General features: G+C 37.1%; 21 protein-coding genes. 5 read left to right on the forward strand and 16 right to left on the reverse strand.

Features of this window, described 5'->3' with window-relative positions:
* Positions 1-27 precede the first annotated feature (27 nt).
* From D0Z64_RS03960 to typA, 6 genes are all read right to left on the reverse strand, one after another.
* Entirely contained in the window at positions 28-1,074 is a 1,047-nt protein-coding gene (locus tag D0Z64_RS03960; RefSeq protein WP_080881455.1) for a SepM family pheromone-processing serine protease, read from the reverse strand.
* Positions 1,075-1,078: 4 nt separating this feature from the next.
* Positions 1,079-1,558: a pantetheine-phosphate adenylyltransferase gene (gene coaD / locus D0Z64_RS03965; protein WP_006351446.1), complete on the reverse strand. Its 480-nt coding sequence runs from the start codon at positions 1,556-1,558 to the stop codon at positions 1,079-1,081.
* Positions 1,559-1,561: 3 nt separating this feature from the next.
* Positions 1,562-2,110, reverse strand: coding sequence for a 16S rRNA (guanine(966)-N(2))-methyltransferase RsmD (gene rsmD / locus D0Z64_RS03970; RefSeq protein ID WP_006351445.1), 549 nt, complete (start codon positions 2,108-2,110; stop codon positions 1,562-1,564).
* Positions 2,107-2,442: a YlbG family protein gene (locus D0Z64_RS03975; protein WP_006351444.1), complete on the reverse strand. Its 336-nt coding sequence runs from the start codon at positions 2,440-2,442 to the stop codon at positions 2,107-2,109. Before D0Z64_RS03975 ends, rsmD begins: the two co-directional genes overlap by 4 nt.
* Complete coding sequence (locus D0Z64_RS03980) at positions 2,439-3,623, reverse strand: FtsW/RodA/SpoVE family cell cycle protein (RefSeq protein WP_040456838.1); 1,185 nt, start codon at positions 3,621-3,623, stop codon at positions 2,439-2,441. Before D0Z64_RS03980 ends, D0Z64_RS03975 begins: the two co-directional genes overlap by 4 nt.
* Before the next feature lie 96 nt (positions 3,624-3,719).
* Positions 3,720-5,561 (reverse strand): translational GTPase TypA, encoded by a 1,842-nt coding sequence (typA, locus tag D0Z64_RS03985; RefSeq protein ID WP_080881456.1) that lies wholly within the window; start codon positions 5,559-5,561, stop codon positions 3,720-3,722.
* A gap of 249 nt (positions 5,562-5,810) precedes the next feature.
* On the opposite strand from typA, the gene def reads away from it, so the two are divergent.
* The 5 genes from def to D0Z64_RS08715 all read left to right on the forward strand — a co-directional run bounded on the left by def (position 5,811) and on the right by D0Z64_RS08715 (position 9,647).
* Positions 5,811-6,365 (forward strand): peptide deformylase, encoded by a 555-nt coding sequence (gene def / locus D0Z64_RS03990; RefSeq protein WP_040456835.1) that lies wholly within the window; start codon positions 5,811-5,813, stop codon positions 6,363-6,365.
* 379 nt (positions 6,366-6,744) lie between these two features.
* Entirely contained in the window at positions 6,745-6,966 is a 222-nt protein-coding gene (locus D0Z64_RS03995) for a DNA-dependent RNA polymerase subunit epsilon (RefSeq protein WP_006351440.1), read from the forward strand.
* A 5-nt stretch (positions 6,967-6,971) separates the two neighbouring features.
* Positions 6,972-8,651, forward strand: coding sequence for a ribonuclease J1 (gene rnjA, locus D0Z64_RS04000; RefSeq protein ID WP_080881457.1), 1,680 nt, complete (start codon positions 6,972-6,974; stop codon positions 8,649-8,651).
* Positions 8,652-8,899: 248 nt separating this feature from the next.
* Entirely contained in the window at positions 8,900-9,301 is a 402-nt protein-coding gene (locus D0Z64_RS08710; protein WP_320051440.1) for a diacylglycerol/lipid kinase family protein, read from the forward strand.
* Positions 9,302-9,386: 85 nt separating this feature from the next.
* The gene (locus tag D0Z64_RS08715; RefSeq protein ID WP_320051441.1) at positions 9,387-9,647 is read left to right on the forward strand and encodes a diacylglycerol kinase family protein; all 261 of its coding nucleotides are present in this window, start codon (positions 9,387-9,389) and stop codon (positions 9,645-9,647) included.
* Positions 9,648-9,678: 31 nt separating this feature from the next.
* On the opposite strand, the gene D0Z64_RS04010 is transcribed toward D0Z64_RS08715, so the two are convergent.
* From D0Z64_RS04010 to D0Z64_RS04055, 10 genes are all read right to left on the reverse strand, one after another.
* Positions 9,679-10,056 (reverse strand): DUF1828 domain-containing protein, encoded by a 378-nt coding sequence (locus D0Z64_RS04010; protein ID WP_006351436.1) that lies wholly within the window; start codon positions 10,054-10,056, stop codon positions 9,679-9,681.
* Positions 10,057-10,088: 32 nt separating this feature from the next.
* Positions 10,089-10,703, reverse strand: a complete 615-nt coding sequence (locus D0Z64_RS04015) for a hypothetical protein (protein WP_080881458.1) — start codon at positions 10,701-10,703, stop codon at positions 10,089-10,091.
* Between the two features lie 113 nt (positions 10,704-10,816).
* On the reverse strand, positions 10,817-13,171 hold the full coding sequence (recD2, locus tag D0Z64_RS04020; protein WP_080881459.1) for an SF1B family DNA helicase RecD2: 2,355 nt from the start codon (positions 13,169-13,171) through the stop codon (positions 10,817-10,819).
* A gap of 1 nt (position 13,172) precedes the next feature.
* Positions 13,173-13,811, reverse strand: coding sequence for a tetratricopeptide repeat protein (locus D0Z64_RS04025; RefSeq protein ID WP_080881460.1), 639 nt, complete (start codon positions 13,809-13,811; stop codon positions 13,173-13,175).
* Position 13,812: 1 nt separating this feature from the next.
* On the reverse strand, positions 13,813-14,472 hold the full coding sequence (locus D0Z64_RS04030) for a histidine phosphatase family protein (protein WP_127345655.1): 660 nt from the start codon (positions 14,470-14,472) through the stop codon (positions 13,813-13,815).
* A gap of 47 nt (positions 14,473-14,519) precedes the next feature.
* Positions 14,520-15,347, reverse strand: a complete 828-nt coding sequence (locus D0Z64_RS04035; protein ID WP_080881462.1) for a Cof-type HAD-IIB family hydrolase — start codon at positions 15,345-15,347, stop codon at positions 14,520-14,522.
* Between the two features lie 115 nt (positions 15,348-15,462).
* Positions 15,463-16,590 (reverse strand): tRNA 2-thiouridine(34) synthase MnmA, encoded by a 1,128-nt coding sequence (gene mnmA / locus D0Z64_RS04040; RefSeq protein ID WP_127345656.1) that lies wholly within the window; start codon positions 16,588-16,590, stop codon positions 15,463-15,465.
* 6 nt (positions 16,591-16,596) lie between these two features.
* Positions 16,597-16,938, reverse strand: coding sequence for a DUF1831 domain-containing protein (locus D0Z64_RS04045; protein ID WP_127345657.1), 342 nt, complete (start codon positions 16,936-16,938; stop codon positions 16,597-16,599).
* A gap of 48 nt (positions 16,939-16,986) precedes the next feature.
* Complete coding sequence (locus D0Z64_RS04050) at positions 16,987-18,144, reverse strand: cysteine desulfurase family protein (RefSeq protein WP_080881463.1); 1,158 nt, start codon at positions 18,142-18,144, stop codon at positions 16,987-16,989.
* Positions 18,145-18,840 (reverse strand): 5'-methylthioadenosine/adenosylhomocysteine nucleosidase, encoded by a 696-nt coding sequence (locus tag D0Z64_RS04055; protein WP_006351427.1) that lies wholly within the window; start codon positions 18,838-18,840, stop codon positions 18,145-18,147.
* Position 18,841: the final 1 nt, after the last annotated feature.

Raw genomic sequence — 18,841 nt, forward strand, 5'->3', positions numbered from 1 at the left:
TTTTTTCTGAGCCTAATTTTTTTGTTTTTATTTATAATTTTTCTTCAGATAGTTTAATGCGTCTGAAAAAGTAGCAACTGGAACAATCTTCATCTTACTGTGAATTCGCTTAGCCGTTCTTTTGGCTACTTCATAATTAGTATTTGATTTTTTGACCCCTGTTGAATCTGTTGGCGCAAAGAATACTTCTGCCCCCGCTCTATCGGCAGCAACTACTTTCTTATCAACCCCACCGATAATTCCGACTTTTCCAATAGTATCAATGGTACCAGTACCTGCTATTTTATGATTCTTAGCCAGATTTTGATGAGTAAAAATTTCGTAACTTTCAAGCGTGAACATTAATCCAGCACTTGGACCGCCGATCGCACCTGCATTAATTTCAATTTTCGGATTGGTTGTTACCGTTAAATGCTCTACTAATTGAATGCCGATACCTTTACGCGTACTATTCTTTAATTTGACAATCTTCCCACTGTAATTCTTTTTTACTTTGTTTCTTAAAACAGTGATTGTAACTTTAGAGCCAACTTTCTGTTTATTTAAATAAGTCATCATTTGTTTGGTCGAATGGAAGCGATGACCGTTAGCACCTAAAACCGTATCGCCGATTTGCAATTTGCCTTTGAAGCTTGAATTATTTTGAATCGCCATTACATAAACGCCAATATAATGCAATTTTGGTTTTAAACCTGCTTTTTTAGCAGCATAATAAATTGCGTTCTGCTGAGACGTTTCCATATACCAATTTTGCAATTCTTCATATTGACTATTCGTCTGTCCTCCAAGAAGTTCTTTACTTGGAACGCGAGTATCGTATTGCTGAGTAAAACTCCATAAATATTGAAAAACATTAACCGGTTGCGCACTGATGCTTACCGTTACCATGTTTAAATTATTTACTTTTTTCTTATTTGTTTTAATAAATTCACTAACTGGGAAAACTTCTCCGGGACTTTCAATGTAATAGTTAGTTGGCAAACAGCCGATAATTGCTAAAAGAATGACAACAATGATAGCAATCAGCCAATTGTGTCTTACTTTTTTTGTCTTATCATTCTTGGATTGACTCATAAAATCATCTCAATTTCTTTTTAAGTGCATCCGCAACATTAGCGGGCAAAAATTGTTCAATATCACCATTAAATCGCGCTACTTCTTTAATCATGCTTGAAGCAACAAAACTATTCTCAGGATCTGTAAACAGCAGTACTGTGTGAACTTGATCGTTAAGTCGTTCATTGATCCCTGCTATTTGCTGCTCATATAAAAAATCCTCAGTGTTTCTGACTCCCCTAATGATAGCCGAAGCCTTTAAATGCCTGGCAACATCAACCGTTAATTGGTCAGGCTTTGCTAAAACTTCGATATTGGGGATGTCTTTAAGAGTTTCCTGAGCCATTTGAGTACGTTCTTGCGAATTAAAAAGATAATGTTTATTGGTATTGGTCATAATTACTACATAGACTTTATCAAACATTGTCGCTGCCTTCTTAGCGACATCCAAATGTCCATTAGTAATTGGATCAAAACTTCCTGGAAATAAAGCAATCGTCATAATTTAATCCTTTCGGTAAATTCTGACAATGGTTTTGCCCAAATGATGGTCTTTAATCAAAGTAAAACCAGCGATTTCTGGCAAAATAGTTTGATCATCAGTTTCGGCAACAACAATTGCGCGCTCATTTAAAAGATTATTATTCAGCATCTCAATCATATCGGACTTCATTTTCTGTTTAGCATATGGCGGATCCAAAAAGACCAAATCAAATTTTTTACCGCTTTCAGCGAATTTTTTTAATGCCACTTTGCTTGGCATTTTAAAAACAGAGAACTTATCTTCTTCTTTCGTTAAAGCAACGTTCTTCTTGATTATCTCAACAGCAGCGTAATTAATATCAACTAAAGTTGCATGACTATACCCGCGAGAAACAGCTTCAATTCCTAATGCTCCACTGCCCGCATACAAATCCAGTACTTCACCGCCGTTAAAAAATTGACCTAAAGAATTAAAAAGTGATTCCTTAACTTTATCACTAGTAGGTCTGGTTTTTCGACTTTTTAAAGTAAATAAATTACGCTTTGCATATTTGCCTGATATGATTCTCACTTCAACAAATCCTCATTTTTTGATTGTAATTTTATCTCAGCTTCTTTGGCCATATCTGCAATCTGCTGTTCGATATGACTGCTGCTTAAATCAACGTCTTCTTCATCAGAAAATTCAACTCGCTCAACAAAATCTAAATGAGCCAATTCATTTTTTACTTTATTTGCTTCTTCACTATCTAGGTAAAGCACGCAATATTTCATCTTCTTAGAAAAATAGACAATATCGCCATATTTTCTCAGCTTATATTGATCGCCAACATTGTACAAGTAGATCAATAAGCAAGTACGCTGCTGCAAACCGGCTCCTTTCAATTCTTCATCGATGCTCATGCGACTGTCTCATCTTCCTCCTTCTTAATTTTTTCATTGGTTGAAATATTCAGTACTAATGCAATACAGCAAGTCAAAACAATCATAGATGAACCACCATAAGAAATAAACGGCAGCGTAACCCCCGTGATCGGCAATAAACCAACTACAGCACCGATATTAAAGAGTGATTCAGTGAAAATAATTGTCGTGACACCGAAGCAAACTAGAGCGTTGAACTGCGAGGTAGCATGGATACCAACCTCCATAATATTCCACATTAAGTAAAATAATAATCCAATTATAAGAATAGCTCCAATTACTCCAAGTTCTTCTGCGGTAATCGATAAAATGAAATCAGTATATGGTTCTGGCAAATATCCCCGTTTTTCCATACTGTTTCCTAACCCTACGCCAAAGAGTCCGCCATTATGAATTGCATAATAAGAGTTTACCAACTGGGCACCGCCCTTACGTTCCAATTCAAAGGGATGCAAAAAGGAAAGTAGTCTTTGAAATTGATAACTGGTTTGCAAAAATTTAGGATTCCAGAAAATAACTAGGAAAAAGACTGCAAAAACAGCGATTACGATTGCAATCAACCAGCGAATAGCTAGAGAAGTTGGAATACCAGAAACAGAAAACATTACCAATGCAATCACGAATAAAATTGCTGTTCCCCCAAAATCTGGTTCAACGATGACCAAAGCCATCATAATTGCAGTCATTAAAGCAGGGTGAACTAAATTTGACCAAATATGTCCTTTCACTAATTTGCCATCGCGTCGATCTAAGACATAGGCTAAATAAAGAACAAGCGAAAGCTTAGCTACTTCAAGCGGCTGCAAGTTAATGAAACCTAAATTTATCCATCCAACAGCCCCATTAACGGCAGCGCTTGAGCCTTTAACAATTTTTAATCCAACCAAGAAGGCCAGCATAGCCAAACTAATCAAAAGGAAGTACATAACAAACTTTTTATTCTTGAAAACTTCCAATTTTAAAGCAAAAAATGGAATTCCAAATATGAAAAAGGCTACGGCAGCGTAAATTGCTTGTTTAATTCCATATGTTGAAGGTTTAAAACCATTTTGCAACAAAATGTCAGAACTAGCTGAGTAAACTAAGATCACACCCATAATCACTAAAAGCAAATATGGAATAAAAATATTGTAATTCAGATAATGTATTTTTCGACGCACCGCTGCCGTCTCCTTTTTAAATAAATATGCTTGTTTAATTATAAAACAAAAAAGCCAACACCGCATAACAGTGATGGCTTTTGTTCAAATCTTTAATTAAGCGCGGTTACGTCTCTTGTCTGCCTTTTGACGCTCTGAAGTGTTCAAAATCTTCTTACGAAGACGAATTGACTTAGGAGTTACTTCACAGTATTCATCATCGTTCAAGAATTCGATAGCTTCTTCCAAAGTCATCTTCTTTGGAGTCTTAATGGCAGCTGCGTGGTCTTTACCTGCAGCACGGGTGTTAGTTAAGTTCTTACCCTTAGTTACGTTAACTGCGATATCACGTTCACGAGAAGATTGACCTACGATCATACCTTCGTAAACTTCAACACCGGCACCAATGAACAATACACCACGTTGTTCAACTGATTGAAGTGCGTAAGTAGTTGATTGACCTTGGTTGATTGAAACCAAAGCACCGTTACGACGGCCTGGTTCCCAGTTCTTAATCATTGGTTTGTATGAGTCAAAGCTGTGGTTCAAAATACCATAACCACCAGTTTGTGACATAAATTCGTTATTGTAACCAATTAAACCACGTGAAGGAACAAGAAATTCCAAACGAGTTTGCCCATTTCCTATTGCTTCCATGTTTTGCATGGTACCTTTTCTTTGTGAAAGTGAGTCAATAACGCCACCCACGTATTCATCTGGAGTATCAACTTGAACAGCTTCAAATGGTTCACACTTGACGCCGTCGATTTCACGATAAATTACCTTAGGACGTGAAAGTTGTAATTCAAAGCCTTCACGACGTAATTCTTCAACCAAAATTGAAAGGTGAAGTTCACCACGACCAGAAACAGTCCAAGCGTTTAATTGGTCAGTTGGTTCAACCTTTAATGAAACATCAGTACGAGTTTGGCGAATCAAACGATCTTCAAGCTTTTTAGGAGTTACTTGGTCACCTTCACGACCAGCAAATGGTGAATCATTAGCAACAAAGTCCATTTGAAGTGTTGGTGGATCAATCTTAAGAAGAGGCAAAGCTTCTGGGTGATCAGCTGAAGCAATCGTTTCACCAACATAGATATCGTTAATACCACTAATAGCGATAATGTCGCCTGCTTTAGCTTCTTTAATTTCATTACGCTTTAAACCGAAGAAACCAAACAACTTAGTAACACGGAAGTTTTGCGTTGAGCCATCACGCTTCATAACAGTGATGTTGTCGCCAACCTTTACCTTACCACGGTAAATACGACCAACACCGATACGACCTACGTAGTCATCCCAATCAAGCATAGTAATTTGGAATTGAAGAGGTTCGTCTGAATTATCAACTGGGGCTGGAATATTCTTGATAACAGTATCAAAAATAGGATCCATAGTATGTTCTTGCTTTGCTGGATCTGGATCATAAGATGAAGTACCGTTCAAAGCTGAAGCATATACTACTGGGAAGTCAATCTGTTCATCATTAGCTCCTAATTCAATAAAAAGTTCAAGAACTTCATCCAAAACTTCCTTAGGACGTGCACCTGGACGGTCAATCTTGTTTAAGACAACGATTGGCTTAACACCAGCTTCGAGAGCCTTTTTCAAAACGAAACGAGTCTGTGGCATTGGACCTTCGTATGCATCAACAAGCAAAAGAGCTCCGTCAACCATGTGCATGATACGTTCTACTTCACCACCGAAGTCGGCGTGTCCTGGCGTATCCAAAATGTTGATAGTAGTATCCTTGTACTTAACAGCAGTATTCTTTGACAAAATAGTAATACCACGTTCACGTTCAATAGCATTTGAGTCCATTGCACGATCTTCCAGATTCATGTGTTCTGGCAAAGTATCGGATTGCTTCAATAATTGGTTAACCAAAGTAGTTTTACCGTGGTCAACGTGGGCAATAATAGCGATATTTCTAAGATCGTCTCTTCTTTTTTCTGACAAAAGTATTCCTCCCCATCTTCAATAAAAAAACTGTGACCCGGTCACAGTTTCGGTAGCGCATTACGCTTTATCGAAGTGCATTTCTATCTGTATAGTTACGTCTTGTAATTTTACCACCTAAGCTTATGGTGGTCAACGTTTAAGACTAATTTTGCATTTTATCTTTTTTATTGGCAAAAATTAGCCATTGCTTATTAATTTATGGTAAAAATAATATTGAGACAAAATGATTATAAAGGAGATATCAAATTGATTTTAATGAAAGATATTACGCGTGACGGAAATCCCGTTTTACGTAAAGTTGCGCAACCACTTACTTTTCCACTTAGCGATCATTACAAGCAATTAGCAAAAGATATGATGGAATATTTAATTAATTCACAAGATCCTAAAATTGCTGAAAAACATCAACTTCGTGCCGGCGTTGGTTTGGCCGCTCCTCAAGTCGATGAAAGCGTGCAAATGGCTTCCTTGCTTGTTCCAGATGACAAGGGAAACATTCTTTTTAAAGAAACGTTTGTAAATCCAGAAATTATTTCTGAGTCTGTCAGAAAAGTTTGTTTAAGTGAAGGTGAAGGCTGCTTAAGTGTTGATAAAGAAATTGATGGTTACGTTCCTCGTCCAGATAAATTAACTATTCACTATTTCACTGTAGATGGTGAAGAAAAAACAATTCGCTTAAAAGACTATCCTGCAATTGTTGCCAGTCACGAAATTGACCACCTTAACGGTCACCTTTTTTACGATCGGATCAACAAGCAAGACCCATTCCATTTGGACGAAAACACCATCGTCATTTCTTAATATGTTATTTTTAAGACAATAAAATAACAAGGCACTAACCAATGATTTAGGTCAGTGCTCTTTTAGATTAAAAATTTCATAAAGAAAAAAGCCGCTGGATGACTGAGCCAACAGCTTTTTTGCTTATGTAGGAATTAAGAAGATCGAAGAGGCTTCTTTGTTTCAAGTAAATGAGTTATAAAAGGCAATTACCATGTCTTATGGTAGTCCTTTTGTTATTTATAGTCAACATATTCTCTGTTTTAAAAAAAGTCATAACACTTAGCTTGTTTCTATACTTACCTTATTAATTATGATAAAATTTTTATTAGCTATGGAATATTTTTTATAAATATTCATTTTGAGAACGTTTTTTACAATAAATTAAGGAGATTATAATATGATCTACAAAGTTTTGTATCAAAAAGACAAGATTGTTAACCCACGTAGAGAAACAACACAAACTCTTTACATGGAGGCAGACAACCAAGTCGAAGCAAGAACATTGGTTGAGGATAATACCCCCTACAACATTGAACTCATCCAAGAATTAACTGGAAACTCTTTAAAGTACGAAAAAGAACACGCTGATTTTAAATTAACGTCGTTCGATAAGAAGTAATAAGAGTGCGAATAAAAAATAATGAAGTTGCCGTTTTCGCCATCGGGGGTCTGCACGAAATCGGTAGAAATATGTACTGTGTCCAATACCAAGATGAAATTATTATCATGGATTGTGGCATTAAGTTTCCCGAAGACAATTTACTAGGTATCAATTATGTTATTTCTGATTATTCCTACCTGGTTAAAAATCGTAAAAAGATTAAAGCACTAGTTGTTAGTCACGGACATGAAGACCACATCGGAGGCATTCCATTTTTATTGGAAAAAATTCCTGAAATTCCTGTTTACGCAACTCCATTTGCTTTAGCTTTAATCAAAGGCAAGTTAGAAGAACACGGTATTTTGAATACAACTGAGCTTCATGAAGAACATGAAGATACAGTTTTAAAATTCAATAAATTAAGTGTTTCCTTCTTTAGAACTACTCACTCTATTCCTGACACTTTGGGAATTGCTGTTCATACTCCACTTGGAGTAGTAGTCTTTACTGGTGACTTTAAGTTTGACTTAACACCAGTAATGGATCAGCCGGCTCCAGACTTTCAAAAAATGGCCAAGCTTGGCGATGAAGGCGTCCTAGCTTTATTGTCTGATTCAACCAACGCCGAAGTACAGCAATTTACTAAGTCTGAAAGATTTGTTGCTAAATCTTTACATGACATGATCACTGGAATTAAAGGCAGAATCATTTTTGCTACCTTTGCTTCAAATCTTTACCGTGTATCAACAGCTATTCAAGCTGCAATTGATACTGGCAGAAAAGTTGCCATCTTTGGTCGAAGCATGGAAAATGGCGTACAAAATGGGATTGATTTAGGCTATCTTAATTTGCCTGAAGGTTTGATTGTCGATGCGGATGAAATTAATCATACGCCACCTGAAAAGGTAATGATTTTATGTACTGGATCACAGGGTGAACCATTAGCTGCCCTATCCAGAATTGCTAATGGTACTCACCGTCAAATCAGTTTACAGCCTGATGACACAGTTATCTTTTCATCTAACCCAATTCCAGGAAACACATTAAGCGTTAACCACTTAATTAACAAGTTAATGGAAGGTGGCGCACATGTAATTCATGGTCGTGTAAACAACGTCCACACTTCTGGACATGGTGGTCAAGAAGAATTAAAGATGATGGTTCGGTTAACTAAACCTAAGTACATGATTCCTGTTCACGGTGAATACAGAATGCAGGTTATTCATACCGAACTTGCACAAGAAGCTGGCGTTCCAGCTGACAACACATTTGTTTTATCAAATGGTGAAGTAGTCTGCTTTGGGCCTGAAGGAGCAAGAATTGCCGGTTATATTCCAGCTGGTGATGTCTATGTTGATACTTCAGGTAAAGCAGATGTAGGCAACGTAGTTGTTCATGATCGACAAATTCTATCTGAAGAAGGATTAGTTGTAGCTGTTGCTACTGTCGATTATAAACATAAGCGCGTTTTAGCTGGACCTGATATTTTAAGTCGTGGATTTGTTTATATGCGCGAATCTACTGAATTAATTAGTCAGGCACAAAAACATGTTTACCACGTTCTCAGAAATGAAATGGCTAAAACGGATAAGCCTAAAGATAGCGATATTCGTAAGGCAATTATTGAAAACCTTTCTGACTTTTTATATTCCAAGACAGAAAGAAGACCGATGATTTTACCAATGATTGTTGAAAAGAAATAAATTTAAAAGAAGCCCGCAAGGGTTTTCTTTTTTTTAGAAAAACAAGTCAAAAATGCAAAATATTAAAAAATACATTTACTTTTGAATCCCGTGGCGGGCAATGGCCAAGCTTGTGATACTTTTTCCGAGCTTAGCAAAGTTTTGCAGGAGAAGCTCCTACCCTTTGATTACCAATAAGCAATTATTCTGGAGAATTAATCAGCTTAGCTAAAAACTATGGCAACCTCGCCCATCTAGAAAATGAAATTTTGATTGTTATTGGCGGAGATGGATCTTTAAACGAAATTCTCAATGGAATTAAAACTTCAAATCATCCCGAAACGCCAATTACCTATCTCCCTGCTGGTTCTGGCAATGATTTTGCACGTGCTGCTCATTTATCAAAAAAGCCGGAAGAATTGGTAAATCGACTTTTACAAAATTTAGATTATCATCCAGTTGACTGTGGCAAGTTTATTTCTTCGTTAAAAAACAACCGACCATATTATTTTGTAAATAATTTTGGGATTGGGTTTGATGCTTTTGTCATATACAGCAGCAATCATCAAAAAATGAAGGAAAAATTGAATAAGCTTCATCTCGGCAATTTAATTTACGCGTCTAATATTATTATGTACTTTGCCGACAGGACACTTTCTCTGTCAAAGTAACAAAGGACAATCATATATTGCAATACGATGATGTCTACTTTGTCACTACCACAAATCATCCATATTTTGGCGGTGGATTTGCATTTTGCCTTCAGCTAACATTCACAGCCATCATTTAGATGTGGTCGTTGTTCAAAAGCCGAGTTTGCATAAGTTTATTCGCCTTTTTGCTAAATTGTTAAAGGACGGCTCTCATGTTTATGATCCGCATTTTCATGACATTGCCGGCAGTAAAATTGATATTGTCACTTCTAAGCTAGAATATGACCAAATTGACGGCGAAGATCAAAAAAAGCAAAAATTCAAAGTTGCATTTCAAATTGACTCATTTAATCTAAGACAATAAAAAGCTTGGTTATTTTATAACCAAGCTTTTTTTAACCCAAATATGATATTGCCAATTGAAGCTGTGATAATTTAACAATCGCTTGCGCTAAATTATCTTGATCGGTTGTTACCGAGATTTCACAATGCTTTTCATCATAATCAAAACCGGCCCCTATCGCAATTGCTTCTGCTGTTTCATAAAGTTCTTGATCGCTTGCACCTGGATCCAGTTTAAAAAGCATTCGGCCCTCATCGCTAATTTGATACAAATTATCAACCTGTTTAACAAAGCAATAAATCGTGTCACCATAAGAATCAATTTCAGTTGTCGCCACTTCAAAGATATCTGAACTAACCGGAATAACAGCGGTATTTCTTGCAACCCAATTGCCAAGTTCACTTTGAATAAATTCTGCTTTAAGCTTCACCTTTTGTTCGCACTCCTTAAAAATATTTTGCTCTAACCTGCTTCTTCCAAAATATGTTTTAACTCAACCGCATCATAATATGGAATAATGATTTCGCCATTTTTGTCTTCTTCAAGCTCAATTTGCTGGCGTAATTTTCGATATTGTTCTTGATGCGCTTTACCTATTAGTTGTAAAAACTTCTTTTCGGCAATTCCATATTTTTTAAAACCACTCTTTAAGTAATTATTCGGAAAGACATCCCTAAAATCTGTCAATTCATAATAAGGTTCACCATCACTACCAAAGTATTTTATTTCGATATTTTCTAATTCAATAAAAGCCCCTAATTGCTTCGAAATTTCTGGCAGCATCTGCGCTAATTCGGAGATGGTTTTCCCTGTTCTTTCTTTTTTAGCTTGCGGATGCAACTTCAACCAAGCTTTACGTAATTCATTTCTATCTGTCCGCAAAGAAATAATCTCTTTAATTTTGGCTAAAGTATTCGTTTGCTTCTTCTTAGCTTGACGCCACTTTAATTCTCCTAGCATTTGTCGATATTCAGGGCGAAGCGGCTGCTTAACTACATTCCAAATAAAGTAGAGCTTATCTGTTGAATATTTAGATAAATCTTCATCGTGCCATTTTAATTCATAATATGAACTCATTGCAATTCTTCTTTTCCCAAAACAAAAGCCCCAAGCTAAACTTAGGGCGAATAACATTGGACTTTGACTCTAACATCTAATATTTAACTTATTTTACTGGCTTTTAGAATCGATTAACGAGCTTTTAAGCTAATATCCTGCATCCCAATCATTGGATCAATTTCACCTGAATAGATTTTTTCTTTAGTTAAAATATAATCTTCTTGTTCTGCTGATTTTGGTGGCAGCTTTTTTGCAGTTTTTGCAGCATCATCATTTGACTGATCAACTTTCAGTTCTTTTTGCAACTTTGCAGTTAAGCCGGTCTTTCGATCATTGCCAGGAGTATTTAAAGCCGTAATATATGCTCGCGGCTCACCTACTAGCACGAGATTCTTCTCCGCTCGCGTAATTGCTGTATAAAGAAGATTTCTTTTTAGCATGACGTAATTTTGCATAGTTAAATTCAAAACTACCAGCGGAAACTCAGACCCTTGTGATTTATGAATAGTAATTGCGTAAGCCCGTGTCAAATCAGACAGGTCTTTTTTATTAAATTCAACCTCACGTTCATCAAAATTGGCAATCAAACATTTATCGGAACTGTGATCATCAATGCCAACGACTTTACCAATCTGTCCGTTGTAAATGTCTTTTTCAGGATTGTTCTGCAGCTGCAAAACTCGATCACCAATACGGAAATTTTCGTTATGAGCCTCAACCTGTTTGCTTTTGGCTTTTGGTGGATTCATAATTTCCTGCAAAATATCATTCAAATTAATAATGCCACCATTGCCGTGATACATTGCACCGAGGACTTGAATATCATCTTTAGAAAACCCCCGTTTTAACGCCAATTTGACAATTTGTCCGACAGCATCTCCGACTAATTGCGGCTGACAAGGGATAAATGAATAGTTTTTGGTTTTCTTGAACAGCTCATCCTGATTTTTGCCGTCATTTACGTCATGGGCTAAGGTAATAATCGTCGAATCATCGCCTTGACGGTGAATTTGTTTCAAAATCGTTGTTGGAAAAGCATGTGATTTGATCAGATCACTAAAAACATTCCCAGCTCCGACTGATGGCAGCTGATCCTTATCTCCAACAAAGACGATATGCCGAGTTTGATTGATGCTAGAGACCAATTGCTTAAACAGGAACATGTCAACCATTGACATCTCATCAATAATTAAAATTTCTCCATTCAATTCGTTGAGTTCGGCTTCATCAGTTTCGCCAATTCCTAGACCAAGCAACCGGTGAATAGTTTTTGCAGCAATGCCGGTGATTTCACCCATTCTTTTAGCTGCTCTGCCTGTTGGTGCAGCTAGTAAAAACGGTGGGTCTTCACTGTATAATGCAGAAGCTGGAATATCGGCCAACTGCCGTAAAGACAGCAAGATACCGTTAATAATCGTTGTTTTTCCAGTTCCGGGACCACCTGTCAAAATCGAAACTGGATTATTCAAAGCATTTTTGATTGCAGCCTTTTGTGTATCATCATACTTGATTTTTAACTTTTTTTCGGCTTCTTCAATAGCATCTTCCATCTCGCTATCAGAGTATGTTTCGTCATGCTGGTCTTGCCGGCGTTGTACTAAATTTTTTAGCGTTCGGGCAATATTTACTTCAGTTTCATAAATATTAGATATAGCTGCATTTTCACCATCAACGACAACTTTACCGTTCTTTTGCAGCGTATTTACTTCTTTAGCAATTGGATCAAAGGCCGAAATATCAAGCATTTTACTGCTTTCAGTTAACAATTCAGCTAATCCAACATAAGTATCGCCACTGCTGGTTAAAGCATCAATTAAAACTTGATAAACTGCCCCTTGGATTCTCTTAGGATCATCGGCCTTAATATTTAATTCACGACCAATGATATCTGCCGTTTTAAAGCCATAGCCTTGCACTTCAGCAATCGCTGCATAGGGATTTTGCTGCAGCTTTTTTAAGGCCTCGCCATGATAGAACTGATATAGACGAGTGGCAACCTTCTTCTTAACGCCATATTGGGCTAATTTTAAAATTATCTCTGAAAAGGAGTCCATTGAATTAATTCCTGATAAAAGACTGTCCTTCTGCTTTTGCGTTAAGGCCAAAGTATCGATCTTAGCAGGATTATTTTTCAAAACATCCAAGGCATTAATTCCAAGTTCATCAATAATTTTTCCTGCAGCTTTTAAGCCGATGCCAGGAAATTTGTTTGAACTTAAATATTTGGTCAAACTGCCTTCCTCATGTGGCATCACTTGTTGATAGCTATCTGAACGAAATTGCAGGCCGAATTTGTCATGCATAATCAGGCGACCATCAAATTGATAGCGTCCTGCAATCTGGATTTCGCCAAAGCTGCCAGTGACCTTTATTTCATCACGAGGATAGCCTTCAAGTTTGCCAAGTATTTCTACATCAAGGATTTTGAACATATCCTGATCATTTTCAAAGACAATGCCGTTGACTTTTCCTGTAAATTTAACCATTTTAATTGTCCTTGCCGCTTATTAAGCCTAGTAAATTACCATATTGCTGCTGCGCTTCTTGATAATATTTTGGATCCATTTGTTTTGCCTGAGCAAAATACTTTTCTGCTTGATCACGATTATCAGCGAATAAACTAACTCCCAAAAGAAAATAAACTTTTGCTGTTCTTTTTTCTTCTGGAATTTTTAGATAGCTTGTCTCAGCCTGTTTTAAATTGCCTAGACTAAGCCAAATATCGCCAATCAGTTCTAAAACTCGCTCGTCAATTTTTTTGATGGTTAATGCATATGCAAGTGCCTTTTGACCCTGTCCCAGTTTTAAATAAACTAGTGCTTTTTGATATAAAGTCAAATCATCATTTTCAATTTGATCAAGCAAAGCCAAAGCTTTATCAAAATCACCTTGACTGTAATAACAAACAGCCAGATTATAGTAGAGCTCTTGAGGCTTTTTTACCAAATGTTCAGCCTGTTCAAGCAGCTTTTGTGCTTGATCGCTGCTGCCCTGCTCAAGCAAGTATGTCGATAACTGCAAATAGTTTTCAACATTTTGCGGGTGATCATCAATTTTTTGAATTAATAAGTGAATGGCGCGGTCAACTTTGCCCGCGTCATATAAGTCTGCTATTTTTTTATCCATTTTAAAGTGAATCAGTTTTTGAAAGTTTTCTTCCTAAATAATCCGTCTCATTCCAGATTACCGGATGGAAAGTTTTGCCACCATCTTTAGTCTCCAGAACCGTCAAACTAGTGTTGCTCAAGCCGCCACGTTTACGTACGTCTTTTAAAGGATAGCCTAATAAACCACCCATGATTGCTGATAAAGCAGCACCATGACTAACTGCCAGGATTTTATCGTCATCTTCTGGAAAACGCTGAGCCATTTCTGTAGCAAAATCTTTGCCGCGTGCAATAACATGTTCGTAGGTTTCGCCATGCAATTCTCGTGGATCGTATTGATCAGGATGATGCCAAAAGTTATCAATTTGTTTAGGATACTTTTTGGCAGCATCGTCGAACTTCATGCCTTCCATATCGCCCAAATTGAACTCACGCAAGCGTTCATCAATCACTACTGGCAACTTAGCGTTCATTGCATCATCTATGCCCTGAGCCGTATTAAAAGCTCTTTGAAGAGGACTAGCAAAAATACCACGAAACTTGGTGCCTTTTAAATACTTTCCAAGTTTTTGGATATCTTTTAGACTTTGGGGCAATAGGGGTGAATCTCCGTGACCACCTTGAAAGCGACTGGCTAAATTCCATTCAGTTTTTCCATGACGAACAAAATAAATTTGCATAATTTTTATCTCCTTAGAGACCATTGTAGCAAAAATATGACTTAAGTTTAATCCTTAGCTGGCTTTAAAATAAACCGTTCAATTGCTTCGCCAACCCCGCCTTGATTGTTATTAGCTGCAGTAATAAAATCACAGTCCTTTTTCATATCAGGAACGGCATTTTGCATCCCAATTCCTAAACCAGCAGCTTGAATCATTGACAGATCATTCCAGTTATCACCAAGCGCCATTGTTTCTTCAGGCTTAATGCCAAGCTTATCAGCTAACCAGATTAAACCGATACCCTTATTGATGCCAGCATGATTTAATTCCAAAAATCTGTTAGATGAATATGAAACATCTAAATCAGCGGTTTCGTTTTTGATCTTATCTGCTACTTCATGAAGATAGTTCATATTTTGATTGCCATAAATCATCTTGGCAATTTTTTCACCTTTTAAGAAGCTAAGATCAGTTTGATCATCAATCTTTTCAACAGGATGACGTACTTTCATATAATCAAATTCATCATCGCTAGCATGGTACAAGTATACTTTTTTCTTAGTATAAACGTGAATGCAGACGTCAAAGTTCTTGCCAATATTAAATAACTCTTCTGCCTTCTTAAAAGGGATGCCAGTAAATTTTAAAATCTGATTATCCTTGTTTTCACTAATGCAGCCACCATTAAAAGAAATCACGTATTCATCCGCCTTATTGTACAAGTTCAGCTCTTTTAAAATATTAGCAATTGCAACATAGCCTCTGCCCGTTGCCGGAACAAATTTTACTCCTAGTGACAGTGCCTTTTTGATTGACTCGCGGTTGCGTTCACAAATTGTTGAATCATCACTGATTAAGGTTTCATCAAGGTCACAGGCAATAAGTTTATACATCATTGATTTCCTTTCTAACATATTGGTCTATACAATATTAGTTTACCATCAAAATTTTTCTTTCAAAATAAAAACAGAGATAAAACTTTGCTCGTTTTATCTCTGTTTGTTCTAATTAAATTAATTGCAGCTGCTTTTCATGTTGGTAAGCCGCGTCAATAAAGCCGCCACCCAAGCACTCCTCGCCATTATAAAGCACAAGTGCTTGACCAGGCGTTACTGCACGCGCTGGTTCATCAAAAAAAACATCAACTCTATTTTCTACCGCGTGATATTTTACAGTAACGCCAACATCACATTGACGATAGCGAAACTTTGCAGAACAATGAAATTCAACATCATGATCAGGCTTGCCAGTGAAGAATGACATGTCACTTGCCTTAAGTTCAGTAGCATAAAGCAATTTGCTGTCATAGCCTTGCTCAACGATCAATTCATTCTTCTTCAAATCTTTACCGACAACAAACCATGGATCTGTTGATTGTTTGGTAGACCCCAGTCCTAAACCTTGTCTTTGACCAATTGTGTAATACATTAATCCAGCGTGCTCACCGACTACGTGACCATCTGGCGTCACCATTTTTCCAGATTTTGCTGGCAAAAATTCACTCAAGAACTTTCTAAAGTTTCTTTCACCAATGAAACAAATTCCAGTTGAATCTTTTTTCTTGGCCGTAGCTAAACCATTGGCAAGTGCAATTTCACGTACTTGTGGCTTAGTTAAATCAGCTAAAGGAAAGATAACTTTTTTAATTTGCTCTTGACTCAACTGACTTAAGAAATATGTTTGATCCTTATTGCCATCTTTAGGGCGCATCATATGCACGATTCCATTTTCATCTTTGACAGTCTTAGCATAGTGTCCCATTGCAATATAGTCAGCATCCAGATCCATAGCGAATTCTAGGAACGATTTAAACTTGATTTGGCTATTGCACATAACATCGGGGTTAGGCGTTCTGCCCTTTTTGTATTCGTTTAAGAAATACTCAAAAACCCGGTGCCAATATTCTTTTTCAAAATTGATTGAATAATAAGGAATGCCGATTTTATCAGCAACTTTTTTGACATCTTCATAATCTTCAGTTGCGGTACAAACACCAGCATCATCGGTGTCGTCCCAATTTTTCATGAAGACGCCAATTACGTCATAGCCTTGTTGTTTAAGAAGAAGTGCAGAAACAGAAGAATCCACGCCTCCACTCATGCCGACAACGACTCTTTTTTTCTTATTATCTACCATCAAAAATCAATCCTTTACTGGAACAATAATTTTATGCTCCTCCAAATCTTTCAAAATATAATTTAAAAGATCGACAGTTGGGGCCAATTGCTTGTTCTTAAAAATATTAACCTTTTGCAAACCATTGCGATCAGTAACAACCATGGTCAGATGTGACAATTCCTTGTTGATTGTAATCTTGAGCTTAGTTGGCGCATTATAAGGTGAATCATTATACAAGGGATGTTCATAGTTAAAATTGCCTTTAGCAGTCTTCATAAAGCCTGCATCAATTAAAGCATATAACTTAATATCCGGACTCAAAGTGAATTTTCGTTTATCACCATTAATCACAACTGTATTTGCCATTTTAATTCCTCGCTTATTAATAATAAGTTACTTTCTTTTTGAAAGCAACTATTTTTCACTGGATTGTTTTTCTTGAGCAATTTCTGTCAATTTCTTTGCAAACCGGCTGACTTCTTCATCTGTATTGTAACGACCAAAAGAAATCCGGATAGATTCCTTGATTCTAGGAGAATCAGCTCCAAAACAAGCAATCAAAACATGTGAAGGCTCTAGTGAACCTGCTGTACATGCTGATCCGCCAGACACCGCATAGCCATTTAAATCAAGCATCGTTTGCAAAACAGTAGTGGAGACACCATCAATCTGCAAATTCAAGACGTGATGAGAGACATTTTCTCCTCGTCCACCATTAATATGATACTTGATCCCTGCTTTATCAAGCGTATTCAAAATAATATCTTGAAAATGCTTATATTTCTTTTGCAGAGAGGCATGGCCAATCGTCATTAACTCTTTAACAGCTTCGCCAAAGCCGGCAATACCAGGAACGTTTTCCGTTCCGGCTCTTCGCTTCATCTCCTGCTCCCCACCAAGTACCAGGTCAGGAATCGTTATCTTGCTATTTTCATATAAAAAGCCTAAGAATTTAGGTCCATTAATTTTATGCGCAGAAACGGATAAGAAATCAATCTTCATCTTCTTAACGTCTAAATCAATTGAGCCCATCCCTTGAACGGCATCTACATGAAAATAAGCATTGCTATCAGCCACTAGCTCACCAATTTTTTGAATTGGCATAATTGAGCCTACTTCATTATTGACAGCCATGATTGAAACCAAAATCGTGTCCGGAGTTAGTTCCTTTTTCAACTGATCAAGAGAAATATGTCCGCTTTCGTCGACATCAAGATAAACCACTTCGTAGCCTTGTTTCTCTAATCTCTTCATCGGATTTAAAACGGAAGGGTGTTCAATTTTAGTGGTAATTATTTTTTTGCCGATATCTTTGCGACTGTAAGCTGTACCAAAAATAGCTGTATTATTGCTTTCTGAGCCGCCAGAAGTAAAGATGATCTCACCATCTTGAGCATTAATCGCCTGCGCAATCTGATGACGTGCCTGATCGATAACATGTCTTGCCTGTCTGCCCAGTTGATACGTACTAGAAGCATTGCCAAAATCATTTTTCATTTGGTCAGTGATCACATCGATTACTTTTGGCGACATTGGCGTCGTAGCAGCGTTATCTAAGTAAATCTCACTCATTTAATCAATCTCCTCTACATAATCACAGATTAATTTTGCAGCCTTAGCTCCAACTTTTTTAACAAAAGCGTCAAAGTCTTCATTGGCGTCTTCATCACCGTTATCAGAGATTGCTCGCATCGCAATCAAAGGCTTATTGAAGTGATATGCGACTTGTGCGAAAGCTGCTCCTTCCATTTCTACGCCAAGTGCATCTGGAAAATTCTTCTTAATTGTCTTCTTTTGTGCATCAGACGCAATAAATGAGTCACCAGTTACAACTAAGCCTTCCTTATAATCAACGCCCTTAGACTTTAAATATTGGCCAAATTTTGCTCTTTCAGGTGAATCAAGCTTAAAGCGTGCAGGTTCTTGTGGAATCTGTCCTTCAACATAATCACCCGCCATCGTATTATGCGCATCATGGTATGCAAATTCGCTAGGAAGAATCAAATCTTCTTTATGAACGTCGGGATTCATTGAACCAGCTGAACCTGTCATAAAAATCATGTCAATATCAACGTTGCTCAATAAACTAGCCAAATTCATAGCTGCTTGCACTTTGCCAATTCCACTCAAGCCAAGGTAAACATCGTTACCATTAACAGAAAAATGTTCGAATACAGTTGATCCGAACATTTCCTTATCTTCTGAGTGAAAGTATTTGCGGTAATAAGCAGCCTCAATTTCCATTGGGGCAATAATCGCAATCTTCATA

The organism is Lactobacillus amylolyticus (assembly GCF_003999355.1).
Classification (GTDB): Bacteria; Bacillota; Bacilli; order Lactobacillales; family Lactobacillaceae; genus Lactobacillus; species Lactobacillus amylolyticus.